Genomic DNA, 19794 nt, shown 5'->3' with positions numbered 1-19794 from the left:
ACTCCTTTTTCAAATACTCAGTCCTATCTTTTCCAATACCTATTGAAAAAATACAAACTGAAAAAGGGGAAGCATCTTATTTAATTGAACAATTTTCGAAATAGTCTCCGCAAAAATCCAGGCGATTGATTACTTTCATTCATCTCCTCTAGCTTCTGAACAATCAAATCTGATAAGATCTCATATCCTGCTTCACCAAAATGAAGACCGTCATTCTTTTCCCCTATTAATAGCTCTTTGTAGTTCGGTTTTGAATAAAGTACAGAAAAAAAATCTATCGTATGACTCCCTGTTTCTGCTGCTACTTCCTTTACGGCTTGAGCATATTGCTTTAATCGTTCATTGGATCGATTTGGTTGAAGAGCTTCATCTACTGGTGCAGGGGTAATTAAAATCGTTTTTTCTGGTCCAATTCTCTTTGTGAATTCTTTTATATTTTGCTTAAATGTATCAAGCTCCACAAACTTATGTAAGGAAGAATCATTGGCACCAAACAATATGGTCACTATGTCAGGCTTTTTAGCAAGTACATCTTTTTCAAATCGTTCCATTGCTTGAGCAGTCGTATTTCCGGAAATACCAGCGTTGATGAATCGATAGTTTTTGAGCTTAGAAGTTAGTTTGTGAGTCAATATAGGGGAAGGATATCCTTCTTTTCTAGCGGTGATACTATCCCCAAAACATACAACATCCAACATTTTACAGTCTCCTTTCTACGTTATTGTAATATAATTGAAACACAATATACGTTTATATTCACCTTATAATGGATAAATAAACATGGAGATCAAAGCTTGGAGGATGTAATATGTCTAAAAAGAGATTAACATGGGTAGATGTGACAAAAGGGTTTTTAATGATTTTAGTTGTGATCGGTCATTATCCTGGAGAATTAGATTTCCCACTTGCAAAATATATATACTGGTTCCACATGCCAGCATTTTTCTTATTAAGCGGACTGTTTTTTAAAGAAATCTCAGAAGATGAAAGCTCCCATAAAACGGTTAAAAAGAGATTTTTACAATTGATGGTCCCTTATTTATTCTTCCTAATGATTATTACTGGAATTCGATATGGAATGGAGCTATCGTTAGGAAACTTCGATTTGTCTTGGTATTTGCAAGATTTATCGACATTAGTTATAGGAGGGCGATTCGCCCGTGGAGCTTATGGCGTATTCTGGTTTGTAACTACTTTATTTTTCACTTATTTGCTATTCATTTGGATGACAAAACATTTAAGCCGTGTAAAACAAATAATTTTGCTAGCAACATGTTACCTTGTAGCACATTTTGAAAGTATCTTCGCAATGCGTGTTATTAGCGGAGCACCTGACGAAGCTTCTCAAACGATTCCAATGCTTTGGAATTTGGATGTTGTGTTAATGGCTATTGTTTACTTCGCCCTTGGCTATTATGCAAAATCTGTCTGGATGAACATCACACTCCCTTGGCTCATTGGGGCAGGCGTTGTGGCAATTGGTGCAGTCTTTGCGGACAGAGTTGGTTTTATTGACTACCATTTAAGTATGAAGTTTTTAAGATATGATCACCTAGTATTAGACTTAGTGATTCCCATAGCTTTTATTATTGTGATTCTTGGTCTTTTCCAAAGACTCACAAAAATAGTACCTTTAAATTGGCTAGCCAATATTGAAAAACACTCTATTTCAATTATGTATTTGCATATATTAACGGATATTATTTTGAATGACTATTTCCAATATGGAATAATCGGATTCACTACACTGGGACTAGTCATACCAATTTTAGTTTCCATCGCCATTCAAAAAATGATTCCCTACGGCAAGTTTTTCCTCGGCGATATCCGAGCGAAGAAACCAATCGAAATTTAAAAAAACACGCCCCTTCTTTTTGAGAAGTGGCGTGTTTTTATTGACAATTTGTGGCACTTCGAGACCAATCAGTTACTAAGCGAGACCAATTAATTGTTAACCGAGACTAATTAAGCTAATCCGAGACTAACCTTCCCGAAGTCGAGACTAACCAGCTTAGAACCGAGACCATTTCCCGCATAACAGCGACCATTTCTCAAATTAAGAAGTTATACATAACTAAGTAAATCAAAATCGATTACTATAGCTATCACCAGCGCTAAGATAACCCCTTCGCTAATAGTAAGAATATATCGTTTAGACCCACCCAAATACTTCCATTCAAAAAAAGCTCTTACCCCATATTCAATCACTACGTTGAAAAAGTATATGAATAGTAAAAGGTTTATTGAAAAATCCTCATTTAACATATAGAAAGTAGCCGAGATCGTTGTAATAAATACAGCTATTCTTATAACCCAATCAATTTTTCTATGCAATTCATTTATATGGTTGTAAAAAAAGAATTCTTTCTTCTCTTTTTCTATATTGAATACTTTTCTCAAAATTGTCTTAACTACTGATATTAAAGCAAAAACTATCAATAAAATAAATATGAAGCTTATCCATATCATATAATCACTCCTACATATAAATTAATTAGTAAGACATCACTCTAATAGAACAAGAATCTGTATCAGTTTATACGAGTTTAATGACACATAAGATTCATTAATTGGAATATATTTCTTTCACATCATTAAGTAACTTTCAATAAGAACTATGTATTTCTTATCTAATAAAAGACAAAAAATGTCTAAGAGAGACCAAATCGCATGCATAAGCAACTAATTGTATCCGAACCGCGACCAACTCTCTTCTTAGAGCAACCAATTTTAACTCAACAGCAACCATTTCTCACGTTATGAAGATTACTTCTATGAGATTCGCTCAAAATAAAAATGACTCTTTGCATTTTCGCAAAGAGCCATTTAATAAACAAGCTATTTATACAATAAAAATCGAAATTCTACTAAAAAATAGAACACTTATTCGTATTTATGTTATAATAAAAATGCAATTGCATAGGCAGAGTGGGCGGTAGGTCACTTCCTTCTAGGGAGGTGATACCAATGACAACATATCAGATGACAAGCTTGTTAATACAGTTAAGCGCTGTAATGTTAGCAGCCTTCTCCATCGTTGTGACATTGATTATTTTCTTTGTAAAAAAGAAATAACCGTCCCTCAGCAAAGGTTTGACGGTTATTTCTGACCTCGGACCAGCCGCTCTTTCTGCGGTTTGCGGTTGCAGGGCTGGATATTCGCGTATCCAGTCTTTATATTATATGTTTCTACTTTTATTATATACAGAATCTCAAACCCATTCAACCTATATGAGCATTTCCATCTATTACAAATCTCACATATTTGTGTCAAAACAGTTTACTTAATGAAACACAATGGTTTTATTATCTTGTACGATGATTCTATTCTCTAAATGCCATTTTACTGCTTTTGCGAGAACACGACGTTCGATTTTGCGACCAATTTTCTTTAAATCCGTCACATCGTCTCGGTGGTCTACTCGTTCTACATCCTGTTCAATAATTGGACCTTCATCCAGATTATTCGTTACATAATGAGAAGTAGCACCAATTAGCTTCACACCACGCTCAAAGGCACGTTCATATGGACCAGCTCCGATAAATGCTGGTAAGAAGGAATGGTGAATATTGATAATTCTATTTTCAAAGTGGCGCACAAAATCAGGCGTCAATATTTGCATATAGCGCGCAAGGATTAATAAATCCACATTGTATTCTTCAATAAGACGGATTTGCTCTTCTTCTACTTGTTTTCGAATATCTTTGTTCGCAGGAATGTAATGATATGGAATTCCTAATGCTTCCACAAAAGGACGAGCATCCTCGTGATTACTAATAACAACCACTATGTCCGTATCTAAATCACCATTTTGCCATTCCCATAAAAGCTCCATCAAACAGTGGGGCTCTTTTGAAACAAATATAGCTGAACGCTTCCGCTCATTTGGATAAGCAAATTCATAATCCATAGAATGGCTAGCGGCTATTTCTTCAAAATTCTCCTCCATATTCGCACACTTTTCAGATAAATTATCGCAGTGATACTCGATACGAATAAAAAATGTGCCATTTTCTGGGTCACTGGAGTACTGACTTGATTCAATAATATTTGAATCATGATTATGCAAAAATGTCGACAGAACGGATACAATACCTGGCTTATCTGGACATTTCACTAACAAGCGACCTCTGTTATCAAGTTGTTTATTTATTTTCCCTTTAACTTTTACTTCCAAGGACATGGTGTACAACCCCTATATTCAATATATTAATTTTATCATTATGCATCATTATAAACATCTTCTCAAGCTTTATATTGATAAAAGTTCGAGTAAAACATATGGACAGCCCTATTTTACATACAAAAAAGCCTGTGAAATAAACAATCGTTTATCCCACAGGCACTTTGTTAATCGATTACTTTGATCTTTACCTTTTTAACTCCCCACTGCATAGCACTCTCATATGTTGGAATAAATACATCGATTTTATTCCCTTTAATAGCACCACCAGTATCACCAGCAATTGCTTCTCCGTAGCCTTCCACCCAAACTTTTGAACCAAGTGGAATGATTCGAGGATCGACTGCAATTACCTTTTGATCGGGATTTGCACGTAAGTCAATTCCATAAGCGGTCGTTCCAGAACAACCTTCGCAGTATGCTGTATAGGCTGTCGCTGTAACAATCATCTCAGTCCCCTCCTCTGCAGGAGGGGCTGAAACAACTGGTTGAGAGGCCTCAATCGTTGAATTTTCCACATTGGATGATGATGCAACACGTTTCACTGGCTCCAACTGAGCGAGCTCTACCACGTCCTCCTCATCACCGCTTACGATTAGTACATCATCAGGATGAATTAAATCAGTCGTAAGACCATTCCAACTGATAAGAGCTGCCAAGGAAATATCGTGCGCTTCAGCAATCCTATACAAGTTATCCCCCTTCACAACGGTATACGTTTGAGGCTCAGGTTCCACATCTAATTCTGCCCAAAGATTTAATGCATCCTGGAAATGTACGTCAAATGTCTCTTCTATGATTGATCTCTCTTCTATTAAATCAGGAGAGATCGATAATTTTGCGTCATTAGTGGCGACAACAAAAAGCTCAGATGCATGCGTGACAGAATTCGTCGTAAATACGAATAACAGTACCAACAATATACTTCTAACTTTCAATACTAGTTCCTCCTAACAAGTAATCTTTCAATTACTTTAAATTTGAACTCAGTATTGCCCAAAATCTCTGAAAACCATACATTCTAATAAAACACAAAGAAACCACCCTTCAAAACAACTAAAATCTGTTTTGAAAAGTGGCTTCCATTTAGTAATCTACATCATACTTAATTTCGAAGAATTCTAATACCATAAACAAATTAATCTTGTATATTTTCTACTATTGTTGCGATAGTAACTCCCTTTGTATCCTTTGGCCTCCAGCGGTAACTATATTTCTCACAAACTTCATATGTATGTTCTAAATTTAGATTAATTTCCTTCGGTATTACCTTCAACATTCTGATAAAATGGGAAATGTAACCGCATTCATAACGATTAAGTACTTGCATTTTTAATTTTAACATTGCACGTTATACGTACAATGTTATTCTATTCGTACATACAACAATAATACATACAGGGGGTCATATTTTTGCCTATAGAAAAAGTAGATGTTTTTAAACAATCTGGAGACTATATACAATCTTTAGATCGAGGCCTTCAAGTGATACAAGCATTTTCCCAGAAAAACCAATCGCTAACGGTTAGTAATGTGGCCAAAATAACTGGTCTAAGTAGACCTACTGCCCGGAGAATCCTACTAACACTGGAACACCTTGGCTTTGCTGAATCAACAAATGGTTTTTATTCCTTAACAGCCCGCACGCTTACACTTGGTCATGCGTACCTTTCTTCCAATAACATATGGAGTATCGCACATCCGTTCATGAGAGACTTTGTTAATAAAACAGGAGAATCCTGTTCCGTTTCAATTCTCGATGGCACTGATATTTTATATGTAGCTCGTGTTTCTTCAAAAAGAATCATGTCTATTAATATTGATGTAGGAACAAGGCTGCCAGCATACGCAACTTCAATGGGTCATGTTTTACTTGCCTACCTGCCGGAAGAAAAATTGGAGAACTACTTTGCTTCAAACGAATTTACTAAATTCACAGACAACACCATTCAACACAAGGTACAATTACTAGAAGTTTTAAGAGAAGTTCGTAAAAATAATTGGGGAGGTGTCGATCAACAATTAGAAGAGGGCCTTCGTTCTATTGCAGTCCCAATTCGAAACTTGCACGGTGAAGTGATCGCAGCTGTCAACTGCTCCGTTCACGCTGGTCGCATCTCCAAAGATGTGCTTCGAGATGAATTCTTACCACTACTACAAGAAACGTCGGAAAAAATAAGCCAAGCAATGGCAACTACAAATAACGCGTAATTCTTCAAACAAAAAAATCCAGGTCATACTTGTTGACCTGGATTTACGTTATTTCTGCGATGTTTAACTAGATTTTTCACCCCGAATAACAAAAGCACAATACCAACTAATAAGTTTAAACCCATAATCATTTTCGGTTCTAATAGTATCGTTAAATAAGTCCCTAACATGGAGATAATCGTTAAAAATATAAAAGCCGACAATACCGCTCCAAAACCAAAAGAATATAAATCATTTTGCTTTATATTTTCCTCCCCTATTTTCGTAGAAAAAACACCTGCCCAAAATAAAATAGTTAGTGGATTTGAAAGCGTTAGTAGGAGTGCTTTCCAAAGAGTATTCCCTGCACTTTGATCCATGCTTACAATAGGAGAACTATAAAAAAATCCAATGATATTACTTATACCAAAAATAATGAGCACAGATGCGCCAAAATAATGAATGATACTCTTTAGCTTTTTATATTTGTTAAGTAGTGTTCCAATTCCAAAAATAGCTGCAAGTATATAAAAAATATCCACAATCGTTACACCTAATACACCTATTTCCGCTATAAAAAAACCCGAAGTAGCAGCCGTCTGAAAGATAAAAATACACACAGGACCGACAGCTATCTGCAAAAAAAGTCCAAAGCGAAATCCTTTCCAAATCATCATCCCATTCACCTATTCATTATTTCTTTCAAAGTAGATAAGACAATTAATGTATTGGATTTCTGAACCCCTAGAATGGTTTTTAATTGCTCATTTAGAAAAAACTCTAATTTAGAAGTATCTTCAATCAGAACCTTTAGCATGTAATCGTACTCGCCTGCCATATGGTGACACTCTATCACCTCTGGGAATTGAATAATCTCTTCCCTGAAATGTTGAATATTAGTTGCATGGTCAATATTCACAAAAATAACTGCGAGTAATTTAAACCCCATCTTCTCACGATTAATTTTAATCGTATATTGCTCAATAATATTTGCCTCTTCCAGCTTTCTAATTCTTTCTGATACAGCAGGTACAGAAAGATTTACTTGCTTACTAATATCAGATGCAGTAGATCGTCCATTTTGCTTTAAAGCCTCTAATATCTTCCCATCGATTATATCCATCATCTCAGCCCCTTTTAAGTAATTATAACTATTTACTTAAAAACAATAAATTACTTAAAGGAATTTCGATAATTTCTAAAGAAAAAACATTAAACCCCTTAATTTAATTAAACAAACCCTGTGATTTAAAGCAGTTTTCTTAAAAAATTTAAGTAACAAAAAACCAGGTTAGACACCAATAATGGTTTCTGGCCTGGTTTGTAGCACTAAACAATCGTTGTGATTATGGTATAATACATTAACAATTGCATAGCAGGGTGGGCGGTTGGTCACTTCCTTTAGAAGGAGGTGATGCCATTGACGTTATACGAGACAATCAGTTTGTTAATACAGCTTAGTGCTGTACTTATAGCAGCTTTTTCAATCGTTGTGTCACTGATTATTTTCTTTGTAAAAAAGAAATAACCGTCCCCCACTGGTAAGGCGCGGACGATTATTTCAGCGTTCAACCGGACCAACCGCTCTTTTCTGCGGTTTGCAGTTGTAGGACTGGATATTCGCGTATCCAGTCTTTTTTATTGTATGTGTATAAGCTCATTATATACAGAATCATTAGCGCATTCAACTATGCGCTATCAATCAATAATTTTAAGCTTAATCTCTTTTACTCCCCATTCGATTGCATGGTCGTAGGATGGTATGAAAACGTCAATTCGATTTCCTTTAATTGCCCCACCTGTATCACCTGCAATCGCCTCACCGTAGCCTTCTACCCACACCTTTGTTCCAAGTGGAATAATGCTTGGATCTACCGCAATTACTTTCTCTTCCGGGTTGGCACGTAGATCGATCCCATAAGCGGTTGTGCCTGAACAGCCGTAACAGTATGCTGTATAAGCCGTTGCTGTGACAATCATTTCACCCTCTGCTAAAGCAGGCTCTGTAAAATTCGCTAGTTGATCATTACTTACAATGAGCTCTTCCTTCGGGTGAATTGTATGATCCGTGAGATTATTCCATTCCTTCAGAGAATCTAACGGAATATTATGTTCGATGGCAATCTCGTAAAGACTGTCTCCTTCTTCCACTATGTATACCTTTGGCTCAAGTAATTCTTCTGAAGCTCCTTGCCTATCATAAGCATCTTCAAAATGCTCCTTCATTATGTCAAAACGTTCTATACTAGATTTAGTCTCATTCGTTAAAGTACCCATAGGTTCTGCTGCATACGTTACCGAAATAAACGAAAAAATAAATACTACTGTAAATAATATGACTTTCATTTTCAAAGTGAATCCCTCCATGACAAGTTATCAGTAATCACCATATATGTATTGCCCCAAAAATACATAAAGCAAACATTTTATCTGATAATTTATCTTAGAGTAAAGAAATGTTGATTGATATTATGCTTTGAATTTGTAAAAATATCCTCGATTTTGTCTTCATTTTTCTATTCGGATTCACTCCATGCAATTCAAAAAAACACCTGTAAACTAAAGTTTTTCTCTCGCTTACAGGTGTTCTATTTGTCTGCATTTTACTTTCTTATAAAACGTACGGTCACATTTTTGTTTATCCGGTCAGAAAATTTTCTATCCGGTCACAATTCTATTTATACGGACAGAAATTAGTTTATACGGTCACAATTCATTCTATCCGGAACTATTTCTATTTACGATCTATAATTACTCCATTATCCACTACAACTTCGCCATTTTTTATAACTGTCTGGGTGTGGTTCATGCCGTAGAAATATTGCAGTTGCTGATAGTTCGCTACATTCAAAATAAGCACATCTGCCTTCTTTCCAGCCTCAAGTGAACCAATTTCCTGGCCACGATTAATCGCGTACGCTGCATTAATCGTTGTGGCAGTCAGCACTTCCTCCATCGTCATCCCCATGTTCATACAAGCCAAATTCATAATGAATGGTAAAGAAATCGTTGGTGATGAACCTGGATTAAAGTCTGTAGAAATCGCGACGGGCACCCCTTCGTCCACCATCAAACGTCCTCTTGCAGATGCGGCTTTTAAGAAGAATGCTGTTCCAGGTAATAAAACCGCAACCGCTCCACTCTTCGCCATGTCACGTATCCCTAGATCAGATGCGACTAACAAATGCTCTGCAGAAATAGCCCCCACCTCTGCGGCTAACTCTGCTCCTTCATACGGTTCAATTTCATCTGCATGAATTTTAGGGATTAAGCCATGCTCTTTACCAGCCAATAAAATTTTGCGTGATTGTTCTGGAGTGAAAACACCCTTTTCACAAAAAACATCATTGAATTCTGCAAGCTTTCCTTCTACCACTTTTGGAATCATTTCATTAATTATTAAATCCACATATGCATCCGGATTTTCTTTATATTCGGATGGAATGGCATGAGCTCCCATAAAAGTGCTGACCACATCGATAACATGATTTTCTTGCAATTTCTTCGCAACTTGCAGCTGTTTTTCTTCGGTCTCCCAATCTAAACCGTAGCCACTTTTCGCTTCTACTGTTGTTATACCGTATCTCAGGAAATCGTTGAGATGCTCATATGTCTTTTCATATAAATGCTCTGATGATGATTCACGCGTTTTTTTCGTCGTTGCGTGAATGCCACCTCCTGCATTCATAATCTCCATATAGGTTGCACCATTTAAGCGCATTTGGAATTCATTTTCACGGGTACCACCAAACACTAAATGTGTGTGCGCATCGACTAAGCCTGGCATAACCACTTTTCCGGTAGCATCAATAACTTCTGCTTGTGCTATCAAATCTTCATATTGGTCTTGAAGAGTTTCTTTCGAGCCTACTGCAACAATTCGATCCCCTTCTATTAATACACAACCGTTTTCGATAATATGGAGCTCGCTCATCTCTTTTCCTGTTCTTGCAGTTTGACTAGTAGATTTTAATGTAATTACTTGATTTGCATTTGTTATAAGTAAAGTCATGTATCATCATCCTTTTGTTTTTAACATTGGCATCTGAACATTCTTTTCCTGTGCCGTTTTAATCGCGATATCATAGCCTGCATCTGCATGACGCACAATGCCCATACCAGGATCTGATATTAATACGCGATTAATTTTTTCCGCAGCCATCTCTGTCCCATCAGCGACGAGTACTTGACCAGCATGCTGGGAGTACCCCATACCTACTCCGCCACCATGATGTACGCTTACCCAGCTTGCGCCACCTGCTGTATTCACTAATGCATTTAAAATTGGCCAATCAGAAACTGCATCCGAACCATCCTTCATCCCTTCCGTTTCACGGTTAGGAGATGCAACTGAGCCAGAGTCTAAATGATCACGTCCAAAAACAATTGGTGCTTTTAGTTCACCTGAAGCAACCATTTCATTTACTTTTAAAGCAAAACGGTGACGATCACCATATCCAAGCCAACAAATTCGTGCAGGAAGCCCTTGCCACTTCACCATTTTTTGCGCCATATTAATCCAGTTCACTAGCCCTTCATCATCTGCAAACATTTCTTTTGCCAGTGCATCTGTTTTATAAATATCCTCTGGATCACCTGATAGTGCAGCCCAACGGAATGGTCCTTTTCCTTCGCAGAATAATGGACGTATATAAGCAGGCACAAATCCAGGGAAATCAAAAGCATTTTTAACGCCCATTTCTTGCGCATATTTACGGATGTTGTTTCCATAGTCAAATACCTCTGCACCTGATGTTTGGAAATCAAGCATTGCTTGCACATGGTCTGCCATTGCTTGTTTAGACTTTTGCTCATATAATTTCGGATTATCTTTGCGTAATTGCAGTGCTTCTGCAAGGGACATATGATTTGGTATATACCCGTTTAATGGATCATGTGCACTTGTTTGATCCGTTACGAAGTCTGGTATAATGCCCCGTTCATAAATTTCTCGGTACACATCTGCACAGTTTCCAACAAGTCCGATAGATACGGGTTCTTTTTTATCCTGGAGCGCCTTCGCCAACTCTAATGCTTCGTCTAAATCTTCCACTAAATAGTCACAATAACCTTCTTTTATTTTACGTTCAATACGTTTTTTATCTACTTCTACTACTATAATAACTGCCCCAGCCATTTTTCCTGCTAATGGTTGAGCGCCACTCATGCCTCCCATACCGCCAGTCAAAATCAACTTCCCACGTAAATCTGTGTTGCCAAACACTTTCTTGCCAGCTTCTACAAAGCTCAAATAAGTACCTTGCAATATACCTTGAGCACCGATGTAAATCCAGCTACCAGCGGTCATCTGTCCATACATCATTAAATCCTTATCTTCTAATTCATAAAAATGCTCCCAGTTTGCCCAAGCAGGCACTAAATTAGAGTTTGCAATTAATACCCTTGGTGAATGCTCATACGTGCGGAATACTGCGACAGGCTTACCTGATTGCACTATTAATGTTTCATCATTTTCCAACGTTTTCAATGACTCAATAATTTGTGCGTAGCTCTCCCAATTACGAGCTGCCTTCCCAATCCCTCCGTATACAACAAGCTCATCTGGATTTTCTGCTACCTCTGGATCCAAGTTGTTCATAAGCATTCGCATTGCCGCCTCTTGTGTCCACCCCTTACACGATAACTGACTTCCAGTTGGTGCTTTAATATTCTGTAATACGTTTTCCATATCCATCACTCCCTTTTTATAATTGTAAAATTCTAAAAATAATAAGTATATGGATTAAAGTTATAAAAAAGAGGAATTTCTTTATATTACATGGAATNTATATTAAATTTATTATCCATTTTTAATAAATCGAAATAAAAGACAGGTGCGAAACAATATGAAGCTATTAATAATTGATCGTGATCAAACCGAACGAACTGGAATTCATTGGTATATCAAACGATATCAATTAGACATTTTATCTGTTTTCGAGGCAGGAACTATTGCTGAGGCTATAAAGTGGATAGAAAAAGAGAATCCAGAGATTATTTTACTGGAGATTGAGTTACTAGCTCAGGATGAGGCAAATGAATTGAAGAAGGTTCTAACACTTCATTCTCATCATCTCATCACCATGACAGCAGAGCCGCTATTTAAAAATGCACTAGAGGCACTTTCTTTACGTGCACTTACACTACTCGTTAAACCACTTGATTTAGATTTGTTAAAGCAATACCTAACATATGCTACGAGGCAGGTTTTAAACGAAAGTGGAAAAATGCTTCCACTTGGTGAGCAGAATTCGGTGTACCGAGCGTTATTCTTAGAGGAAACCTCTATACAATTAGAGGAATTTAATTTCTGCCTAATGATTGAAACAGAGTTTTTGGAGCAAAATGAGTTACTTTTTCATTGGTTGCAATCACAAAAGCACTTTAGCTTCTATGCTTTATCAAAGAGAGTAGTAGGGTTTTCCAATGATGAGTCGATGGAGGAGCTATTAAAAAAAGCAAAATCAATCATTCGAGAATGGGCAAATACGTACAACGCAAATTTAAATATTGCCATCTATGATTTGCCAAATCAATCCGTTAAAACGATGTATAACGCATTGAGAGAGGCATTAAATTTACGATTCCAAAACGGTTTCTCTCAGATTTTTTTAGTAAGTCAACATCCAACCTATACAAATTTTGATCCCTTTTTAACGATTGAACAGCAGCGCCTTTGGATCAATAGCCTCGAGCAAAATAATGTACAAATGATTAAACAATTTTTATATAACATTTCCTCGATAGATACGTATTATCAGCCAGATAGCCTTCGCATCCATCTAACAAGTATACTCGCTCAAGTGAGGCGCTTCATATTGAAATACCAGATGGAAAAGAAGATAGATTTGGAGCAAAAATACAATCGTCTATTTGATATTATTTTAAATCACCCGGTACTCTACACAATCATCCAAGAATTCGTCCTCTTCTGCCAGGATGTGATGAACCAAGCCGTTCTGCAAAAAGAAAAAGGCCAGTTTGACTACGTGAATGCTGCTCTAGACTATATCGATGTTTACTATACAGATAACAAGTTAAATCTAGAAACAATGGCAGAATTCTTAGGCATTAGCGCCAGCTATTTAAGTATGCTTTTTTCAAAAACAAAAGGCATTACCTTTAAACAGTATGTCAATAAAAAACGGCTTTCCCATGCAAGTCAGCTTTTACTAGAAACGAACCTATCCGTCAGTGAAATCGCATCTACCACTGGTTTTAACGACGCGAATTATTTCTCCAAAGTATATAAGTTGAAATATGAGTGTAGCCCCTTATCCTATCGTCAGCAAATAAAACTAAGGTGATCCCATAGATCGGTGAAAACCGATTTTGAAGGTCACCTTCTATCATCGCTCACCTATAAAGATAATAAAAAAAGCTACTATAATCAGAAGAGAACCTAACCATTCATAGTAGTATACTTTCTGATCTCGATTTAACAGCCACTCTTCAAATCCCACGTTTTATCTTGATAAAACCTTTTTAATGATGAACACAGTTTTATATGTAAAATTTTACACACTTAAAATTCTTTGACATTTGATATAATGTTTTATTGGTTAAATAAACGAAGAACTTTAAAGGCGGTATTTTAAACATGACAAGCGAAATTACAACAGGGACAACTTATGGATATGCGAGAGTAAGCATAGTTCAACAAGATTTAGGATTGCAGGTGGAGGCACTAACTAAAGCAGGTGTAGATCCTAAAAATATCTATTCGGAAAAAATGAGTGGGAAAGACGCTAAAAATCGCACGGAATGGAATAGACTAAAGGACCGTCTTGTAACTGGTGATTTAGTAGTTGTTCATAAATTAGACCGTCTAGGTCGTTCTATGGTTGATGTTATGTCAATCGTTGAATACTTCAAAGAAAAAGGAATTCATTTAGTCGTTCTTGATTCAAATATAGATACTAGAAACGATAGTGAAGACAGTTTAACTGGTCAAATGACTAAAGCACTTATGACTATGCTTTCTTTAATGGCAGAAATGGAACGAACTTTTATAATTGAACGGACTAAACCTGCAATAGAAGAGGCTAAGAAAAATGGTGTAAAATTTGGACGTCCTAGCGTTAATAAAAAGATTTATGAAAAAGCCGTAAAGGAATTTATAAAGGCTGATGGAAAAATCACTGTTGCTCAACTTATAGAAGATTACGGAAAAGATGCGAATGGTAAAGACATTCTAACTCAAGCAACTTTCTTTAGACGATTAAAAGAGTATAAAGAGAGAGAGAAGGTTTAATTTAAAGACCTACCACTTTTTTGAGGTTTGTAGTTATAGTCTGGATACTCGTATATCTAGTCTATTTTTATGTATGATTCCCCCCTCATTATATATAAAGTCCACACTACCTAGTTAACTAAAATACTTAGAATTGCCGGTAATATTAAGAGAAAAACTGCACTAAATAAAAGAATTTGAGCCACTGTTTTTGGCAACTTTCTCCTACCTGCTCCTTTATACCATCCGCTAAATTGCAATTTATTTCTATAAAGCAAGAAAATAAGAAGAAAAATAGCAAAAAAGACCAACCAACCATATTTTTCAGTATCAATGCCCAGTTCAACATAAACAAATTCTAGTAAATAACCTAGAATGCCACCGATGATAAAAAATATGAAAATAATTCGGACTAATTCTAATAAGGTCCTAATGCCATTCCTCCCCTTTCCTTCTATTATGTAAAATTTACCACTTTTTACACTTGATTATCAAGTTGAAAATATTTCTACCTAAACTATACATTATATATATTTTACAGAGCAAAATAAGGCATAGGTCGAATCAAATTGGAGGGAAAGTAGCTTGAAACATGATGTAAGCCCGAAAAATGAAAAGCAGTTCAATGATCAAGGTGCAATGAATAATAATTTAGATGCTGCAACGATACAAATGAATCCTGATATCGCCAAACAGCATATTAAACCTAAAGTAGAAAGACCAACGACAGATAAAACCGATAATACAAAAATGCTTTAATTCAAAAAGGCAACAACCAATCTTCCAACAATCTACCACAAGAAATGCGCAAGCACCTATGTCTGCCCCGATTGTAAAAAAAGCCAGTCGCCGGTAAAATACCGTCAACTGGCTACTAAATAATGTATTTTCATACTGTCTCAAAAATGGCAGTCCGTGCAAAGAACAGTCATTCTATCAGCTTTTATAATTCTATTAACATTCCTGGCTCTGCTAACTCAATGTTTTGATTTCCTTGTTTTTTCGCACTATCTAATAAATCGTTTAAATCACCGTAGTGTGGAAGATGTGTTAATAACACCTTTTTTGCATTTGATTGATATGCTAGTATCCCTGCAAGCTCAGACGTCATATGTCCCGATCCTACTCCGTCTATTCCTTCGTACAGGCTACATTCAGTAATAAGAAGATCGCTATTAGCTGCAAATGAAATTAAGTCATGCTTAAAGCTAGTATCAGATGTAAATACAATACTTTTATTGTCACATTCAATTTTTATACTATACGTTTCTACTGGATGGATATTTCTCATAAATGTACATGTGAACGGTCCGATTTCTAATTTACTCTTTTCGCTAAAAGAAGTAAATCGAGAATAAGCTACATCCTCCACCTGCCTTTTCATATCTTCGTCCGCAGGTCCATAAACAATTAACTCTTCGCCAACTCTACCTAAATGTGTATTCACTAGTCTAGAAAATAAATACGCTCCTATATCACTAAAATGATCATAATGGTAATGGCTTAGAATGACATGATTTATATCATTTAAATCAATATAATTTTGTAATTCCGTTAATACACCACTTCCACAATCAATTAATAACGAAAATCCCTCATGCTGAATTAAATAGCCCGAACAAGGACCATTTTTTTTAGGGAATCCTCCCCACATACCAATCACTCTACAGTCCATAGTTTTAGCCTCTTTCTTCGAATCCTTCTTATCATCTAATACCACAATATTAGCATGGTAAATTAGAAAGAGCTTAATAATAAATCCCCTCACTTATATAAAAAAACCTTTAGATTTTCTTTTTTATCGCTAGTTACTAGAAGAACGTTTTTTATTTCGTTCTGAAATAAACCATTACACCGCCTTTTAAGAGGCTCTAGGCCAGTATTCGGATACCCATCACCCATTTTCACAGTCTCTTCATCGTTATAATGTCCATATGGAACTAAAAAATCAGATACCTTCCCTGAGTCATCTAACCGAGTATTACATTCTGGGCAAAGAAACTTCTAATTCTTTTAATGAATTACATAAAGGACACATTGCCATAAGTATCACTCCTTTTTGCTTACAATTATAGTATCCATTATTTTATCGATACTATGTAGAATAGGAAAGGATAATTACTATTATTACACTCGTTTGTATTCCTAAAGCTACCAATCTATAATTAAATAAAAAATAGATGCCTGGAGGAGAACGATATGAAAAAAACTGCCCTTTTATTAATTGATGTTCAAAACGGTATGTTTCAAGATGAAAGTCCTGTATTTAACTCGACCAAGCTTATTATCAAACTTAAGCACCTATTAGAAAATGCACGCAATCATCATATTCCCGTCTTATATATCCAGCACAACTACACTTACCTAGAAAACAGTTCTAAAGTATGGGAAATACACCCTGAAATAAAACCTAATCCTACAGACATCATTATTCAAAAGACAACGCCTGATGCCTTTTATAAAACGGACTTACATGACGAACTTCAAAAACAACAGATTGAGCACCTAGTCCTTGCCGGGATCCAATCGGAAATATGCGTAGACACAACTTGCAGAAATGCCTATAGCTTAGGCTACGATATAACGCTAATAACGGATGCACACAGCACATGGGACTCAGAGGAATTGACTGCACAACAAATTATCAATCACCACAACAATGTATTAAGATGGTTCGCTGACACGAAGGAAGCAAAGGATATTACATTTAGTTAAACAATTAGGAGGAATACCAATGCCAGTTTACAACAAGCTAGTCCGAGACTTAATACCACAAGTCATTGAAAAATCCGAGAGTAAGTTCACCACACGGACACTAGATCCATCTGAACACCTGACTGAAATAAAGAAAAAACTATATGAAGAAGTAAGAGAATTTCAAGAAACTATGAATCGCCAAGACACTCTAGAGGAACTTGCTGATATTTTAGAACTAATCCATGCAGCCCTTCCTATCCATGAAGCAACATATGAAGAACTAGAGGAAATCCGCATTGCGAAAAAAGAAAAACGTGGTGGATTTGAAGATGGAATTTATTTAATAGAGGTTGAGGATGAATAAGTTACGGCTTATTACATCGAATCTCGTTCAGGATTTAACAAAGCTTTCCGCCGATGCAACTAGTATTTACTGGGTAACTGCATCACTATGAAAAAAGCTCTTATAAGAAAGAAAGGAATAATAACTAAATGAATAGGCAACTTTCAGTTCAAAATCAAACCGAAAGTTGCCTATTTTTATATAAAATTATCACATCTAATAAAATGGAAGTTTTTAATTGGTTTTCTATGCAGTTGAANATTATTATATTTTAAAATTATTCATAGTCATCTTCTGGTTGAATCACATATAAACCTACCCATTCATGTTCATCTTCCATTTGCTCCACTAAGTCGTAATTTTTAGCTAATCTAGCTTCAACAACCTTTTTGCAACGATAAAATATCACTTCCTGGTCTTTAGCTAAACTTAATACTTCTTCATCATCTTGATCTAAAATCATTTTTTCTCCGCATTCACATTGTAAAGACTTATCACCAAAGCCATCACGTGCACCTTCTAAAAAACAAACATCACAATATTGCACCAAAGCTTCTCCGCGGAAATGATCTGTCGTAATTAACAGACTCTCTTCAAACGATTTTTGACATCCATTACATACTGACATTTTATAGTTCCTCCACTTCTAAGTAAAGATTTTATGAGAACGAACATACACAGGGAATTGTGTCGTCTGGCTGGAATAGATACTTCTCTACACCATTCGCTTCCATGTCTTCACGATATTGCTTCAATGTATATGGTCCTCCATCTTTCTTCAAGATTGAAACATTCTTTTCAAAATGTTCCCGGAACCGATTTTCCATATCTTCTTGTTCTTGATATTGATCTGGCCATATAGCAAAAAGTGTTGCATAGTGTTGAAAACCTCCTCGCACACAACGGCCACCACAGTTAGCATGAGAAAAACCATTTATGCCCTTTTCCACTAACTTCTGGGCTAATATATTTCCATCCACTTCTGCTGCTTCAATTGCAGCTGTATACATTCTAGGTAATGAAATTCCCCACTCAAATTGTATAATTCCTTTAGCATCCACGTCTTCACGCAATGTCTCAATTAAAGGGAAGCGTGTTTCAATTGGTTCCAGAGGGAAGTGAGCATAGAATGATCGAATACCTGCTGCTTTGCGGATGTTCATATCTGCACTATTCTCTTCAATGATATTGTTTTTTCTCTTCACATGGCTATCATCACGACGATGTTTTTCATGTGGCGCTATTCCAAAGTAAAGAATTGGTTCTACCTGTTCATTGTCGCGAAGTTCCTCTAAATAAACCAATGTTTGTCTCACTTTAAGTTCTTCCGAACATTTCGCTAGACGAGAGTTCCCTAAATATCTCATGTCAAAGAATACTTCTTCGGGCGTACGGCCATCTAATATTTCGGTAATCTCCAAACCAACATATTCTGAAACCTCATCCATAAAGCGTAAATTATCTTCATCTTCCCAAAGTGTATTAGTAAAAAATAACTTGCAGTTTTCTTTGCCATAAGCTTGTACCATATAATATGCTACATAGGCACTACCCGCGCCCCCTGAGAACATTGCAATATGCACACGTTTACGCTCAGAACGTGGCAATTCAACTTCCCACTTATCTTGGATTTCCTCTTTGATATTTACTTTTTCATCTAAACCTTCCAGTGAAAACACTACATTTACTTGAGGAAGAAGTTTTTCAAACAAAGCTCTAACTTCATACGTATCTGCCCATTCATTTTCAACACTTTCAACACAAATTCTATTTTGTCCTTTTAAGCATAGAGGTGTCGCTGGAAAATGCACAGTAACCTTCGATAGATCTTCATACATTTCTGTAATTTGTTCTGCAAAGCTAGATAATTTAGCCGCTAAATTATCGGTCAAAATCGTATCTAATTTTTTCTCCGAGCTTTTCGATACATCTACATTAACTAATTCTATTTCTAACTTAGATGCAACATCACTCATAAATTGAGCATTATTTAAATAGAGTGGCTCATCTGAAACATCACTAAATAAATCTACAAAAAATAGTTTAATTGCTTCTGGTGCTACTGTTTTCTTTATCTCATGAACAGTATAGCTGCTATATATACCACCAAAACCCGCTACAATATGTTGGTCCATTTCTTTCACCTC

Annotated in this window: 19 protein-coding genes; 7 read left to right on the top strand and 12 right to left on the bottom strand. The window is 36.1% G+C overall.

Annotated features, from left to right (window positions below; genetic code table 11):
• Positions 1-80: 80 nt before the first annotated feature.
• On the bottom strand, positions 81-698 hold the full coding sequence (locus tag AN959_RS10095) for an SGNH/GDSL hydrolase family protein (protein ID WP_056830471.1): 618 nt from the start codon (positions 696-698) through the stop codon (positions 81-83).
• Positions 699-808: 110 nt separating this feature from the next.
• Here AN959_RS10095 and AN959_RS10090 point away from each other — a divergent pair, with 110 nt between their 5' ends.
• Positions 809-1855 (top strand): acyltransferase family protein, encoded by a 1047-nt coding sequence (locus tag AN959_RS10090; protein ID WP_056830469.1) that lies wholly within the window; start codon positions 809-811, stop codon positions 1853-1855.
• Positions 1856-2064: 209 nt separating this feature from the next.
• On the opposite strand, the gene AN959_RS10085 is transcribed toward AN959_RS10090, so the two are convergent.
• The 3 genes from AN959_RS10085 to AN959_RS21960 form a co-directional block, all read right to left on the bottom strand.
• Positions 2065-2469, bottom strand: a complete 405-nt coding sequence (locus AN959_RS10085; protein WP_056830467.1) for a DUF4181 domain-containing protein — start codon at positions 2467-2469, stop codon at positions 2065-2067.
• A gap of 815 nt (positions 2470-3284) precedes the next feature.
• A complete protein-coding gene (gene purU, locus AN959_RS10080) occupies positions 3285-4184 on the bottom strand; it encodes a formyltetrahydrofolate deformylase (protein WP_056830466.1) in 900 nt (299 codons plus the stop codon).
• A gap of 167 nt (positions 4185-4351) precedes the next feature.
• Positions 4352-5122, bottom strand: coding sequence for a 3D domain-containing protein (locus tag AN959_RS21960; RefSeq protein ID WP_056830464.1), 771 nt, complete (start codon positions 5120-5122; stop codon positions 4352-4354).
• Between the two features lie 475 nt (positions 5123-5597).
• On the opposite strand from AN959_RS21960, the gene AN959_RS10070 reads away from it, so the two are divergent.
• Positions 5598-6395 (top strand): IclR family transcriptional regulator C-terminal domain-containing protein, encoded by a 798-nt coding sequence (locus AN959_RS10070; protein ID WP_216598637.1) that lies wholly within the window; start codon positions 5598-5600, stop codon positions 6393-6395.
• A 23-nt stretch (positions 6396-6418) separates the two neighbouring features.
• Here the strand turns inward: AN959_RS10070 and AN959_RS10065 are convergent, their stop codons facing one another.
• The 5 genes from AN959_RS10065 to hutU all read right to left on the bottom strand — a co-directional run bounded on the left by AN959_RS10065 (position 6419) and on the right by hutU (position 12063).
• Positions 6419-7051: a LysE family translocator gene (locus AN959_RS10065; protein ID WP_216598636.1), complete on the bottom strand. Its 633-nt coding sequence runs from the start codon at positions 7049-7051 to the stop codon at positions 6419-6421.
• A 5-nt stretch (positions 7052-7056) separates the two neighbouring features.
• A complete protein-coding gene (locus AN959_RS10060) occupies positions 7057-7497 on the bottom strand; it encodes an Lrp/AsnC family transcriptional regulator (protein ID WP_056830459.1) in 441 nt (146 codons plus the stop codon).
• Positions 7498-8072: 575 nt separating this feature from the next.
• Positions 8073-8720 carry a LysM peptidoglycan-binding and 3D domain-containing protein gene (locus tag AN959_RS21955; protein WP_082460952.1) on the bottom strand — a complete coding sequence of 216 codons (648 nt, stop codon included), beginning with the start codon at positions 8718-8720 and terminating at the stop codon, positions 8073-8075.
• Positions 8721-9108: 388 nt separating this feature from the next.
• A complete protein-coding gene (hutI, locus tag AN959_RS10050) occupies positions 9109-10386 on the bottom strand; it encodes an imidazolonepropionase (protein ID WP_056830455.1) in 1278 nt (425 codons plus the stop codon).
• Between the two features lie 6 nt (positions 10387-10392).
• On the bottom strand, positions 10393-12063 hold the full coding sequence (gene hutU, locus AN959_RS10045; RefSeq protein WP_056830454.1) for a urocanate hydratase: 1671 nt from the start codon (positions 12061-12063) through the stop codon (positions 10393-10395).
• Positions 12064-12220: 157 nt separating this feature from the next.
• Here hutU and AN959_RS10040 point away from each other — a divergent pair, with 157 nt between their 5' ends.
• The 3 genes from AN959_RS10040 to AN959_RS21030 all read left to right on the top strand — a co-directional run bounded on the left by AN959_RS10040 (position 12221) and on the right by AN959_RS21030 (position 15366).
• Positions 12221-13681, top strand: coding sequence for a helix-turn-helix transcriptional regulator (locus tag AN959_RS10040; RefSeq protein WP_056830452.1), 1461 nt, complete (start codon positions 12221-12223; stop codon positions 13679-13681).
• A gap of 293 nt (positions 13682-13974) precedes the next feature.
• The gene (locus AN959_RS10035) at positions 13975-14628 is read left to right on the top strand and encodes a recombinase family protein (RefSeq protein ID WP_056830450.1); all 654 of its coding nucleotides are present in this window, start codon (positions 13975-13977) and stop codon (positions 14626-14628) included.
• A gap of 564 nt (positions 14629-15192) precedes the next feature.
• Positions 15193-15366 carry a hypothetical protein gene (locus tag AN959_RS21030; RefSeq protein ID WP_156350769.1) on the top strand — a complete coding sequence of 58 codons (174 nt, stop codon included), beginning with the start codon at positions 15193-15195 and terminating at the stop codon, positions 15364-15366.
• Positions 15367-15550: 184 nt separating this feature from the next.
• On the opposite strand, the gene AN959_RS10030 is transcribed toward AN959_RS21030, so the two are convergent.
• Entirely contained in the window at positions 15551-16282 is a 732-nt protein-coding gene (locus AN959_RS10030) for an MBL fold metallo-hydrolase (RefSeq protein WP_056830448.1), read from the bottom strand.
• A gap of 524 nt (positions 16283-16806) precedes the next feature.
• Here AN959_RS10030 and AN959_RS10025 point away from each other — a divergent pair.
• Both AN959_RS10025 and AN959_RS10020 read left to right on the top strand, forming a co-directional pair.
• Positions 16807-17322: a cysteine hydrolase family protein gene (locus AN959_RS10025; protein WP_056830446.1), complete on the top strand. Its 516-nt coding sequence runs from the start codon at positions 16807-16809 to the stop codon at positions 17320-17322.
• Positions 17323-17341: 19 nt separating this feature from the next.
• Positions 17342-17668, top strand: a complete 327-nt coding sequence (locus AN959_RS10020; RefSeq protein WP_056830444.1) for a nucleoside triphosphate pyrophosphohydrolase — start codon at positions 17342-17344, stop codon at positions 17666-17668.
• Positions 17669-17924: 256 nt separating this feature from the next.
• Here AN959_RS10020 and AN959_RS10015 read toward each other — a convergent pair whose 3' ends face one another.
• Positions 17925-18275 carry a hypothetical protein gene (locus AN959_RS10015; RefSeq protein WP_056830441.1) on the bottom strand — a complete coding sequence of 117 codons (351 nt, stop codon included), beginning with the start codon at positions 18273-18275 and terminating at the stop codon, positions 17925-17927.
• Positions 18276-18306: 31 nt separating this feature from the next.
• Positions 18307-19782, bottom strand: coding sequence for a hypothetical protein (locus AN959_RS21700; RefSeq protein ID WP_253278904.1), 1476 nt, complete (start codon positions 19780-19782; stop codon positions 18307-18309).
• Positions 19783-19794: the final 12 nt, after the last annotated feature.

Origin of the sequence: Psychrobacillus sp. FJAT-21963 (assembly GCF_001420585.1) — a bacterium.
GTDB lineage: Bacteria > Bacillota > Bacilli > Bacillales_A > Planococcaceae > Psychrobacillus.
This window is presented reverse-complemented; position numbering and strand designations above follow the sequence as displayed.

Excerpts from the sequence above, each read along its gene's own strand:
- AN959_RS21700 (WP_253278904.1), bottom strand. The coding sequence starts at position 19,782 with ATGGACCAACATATTGTAGCGGGTTTTGGTGGTATATATAGCAGCTAT.
- AN959_RS10030 (WP_056830448.1), bottom strand. The coding sequence starts at position 16,282 with ATGGACTGTAGAGTGATTGGTATGTGGGGAGGATTCCCTAAAAAAAAT.
- AN959_RS10035 (WP_056830450.1), top strand. The coding sequence starts at position 13,975 with ATGACAAGCGAAATTACAACAGGGACAACTTATGGATATGCGAGAGTA.
- AN959_RS10020 (WP_056830444.1), top strand. The coding sequence starts at position 17,342 with ATGCCAGTTTACAACAAGCTAGTCCGAGACTTAATACCACAAGTCATT.
- AN959_RS10060 (WP_056830459.1), bottom strand. The coding sequence starts at position 7,497 with ATGGATATAATCGATGGGAAGATATTAGAGGCTTTAAAGCAAAATGGA.
- AN959_RS10085 (WP_056830467.1), bottom strand. The coding sequence starts at position 2,469 with ATGATATGGATAAGCTTCATATTTATTTTATTGATAGTTTTTGCTTTA.
- hutI (WP_056830455.1), bottom strand. The coding sequence starts at position 10,386 with ATGACTTTACTTATAACAAATGCAAATCAAGTAATTACATTAAAATCT.
- hutU (WP_056830454.1), bottom strand. The coding sequence starts at position 12,063 with ATGGAAAACGTATTACAGAATATTAAAGCACCAACTGGAAGTCAGTTA.
- AN959_RS10095 (WP_056830471.1), bottom strand. The coding sequence starts at position 698 with ATGTTGGATGTTGTATGTTTTGGGGATAGTATCACCGCTAGAAAAGAA.
- AN959_RS10040 (WP_056830452.1), top strand. The coding sequence starts at position 12,221 with ATGAAGCTATTAATAATTGATCGTGATCAAACCGAACGAACTGGAATT.
- AN959_RS10090 (WP_056830469.1), top strand. The coding sequence starts at position 809 with ATGTCTAAAAAGAGATTAACATGGGTAGATGTGACAAAAGGGTTTTTA.
- AN959_RS21955 (WP_082460952.1), bottom strand. The coding sequence starts at position 8,720 with ATGAAAGTCATATTATTTACAGTAGTATTTATTTTTTCGTTTATTTCG.
- AN959_RS10025 (WP_056830446.1), top strand. The coding sequence starts at position 16,807 with ATGAAAAAAACTGCCCTTTTATTAATTGATGTTCAAAACGGTATGTTT.
- AN959_RS10065 (WP_216598636.1), bottom strand. The coding sequence starts at position 7,051 with ATGATGATTTGGAAAGGATTTCGCTTTGGACTTTTTTTGCAGATAGCT.
- purU (WP_056830466.1), bottom strand. The coding sequence starts at position 4,184 with ATGTCCTTGGAAGTAAAAGTTAAAGGGAAAATAAATAAACAACTTGAT.
- AN959_RS10015 (WP_056830441.1), bottom strand. The coding sequence starts at position 18,275 with ATGTCAGTATGTAATGGATGTCAAAAATCGTTTGAAGAGAGTCTGTTA.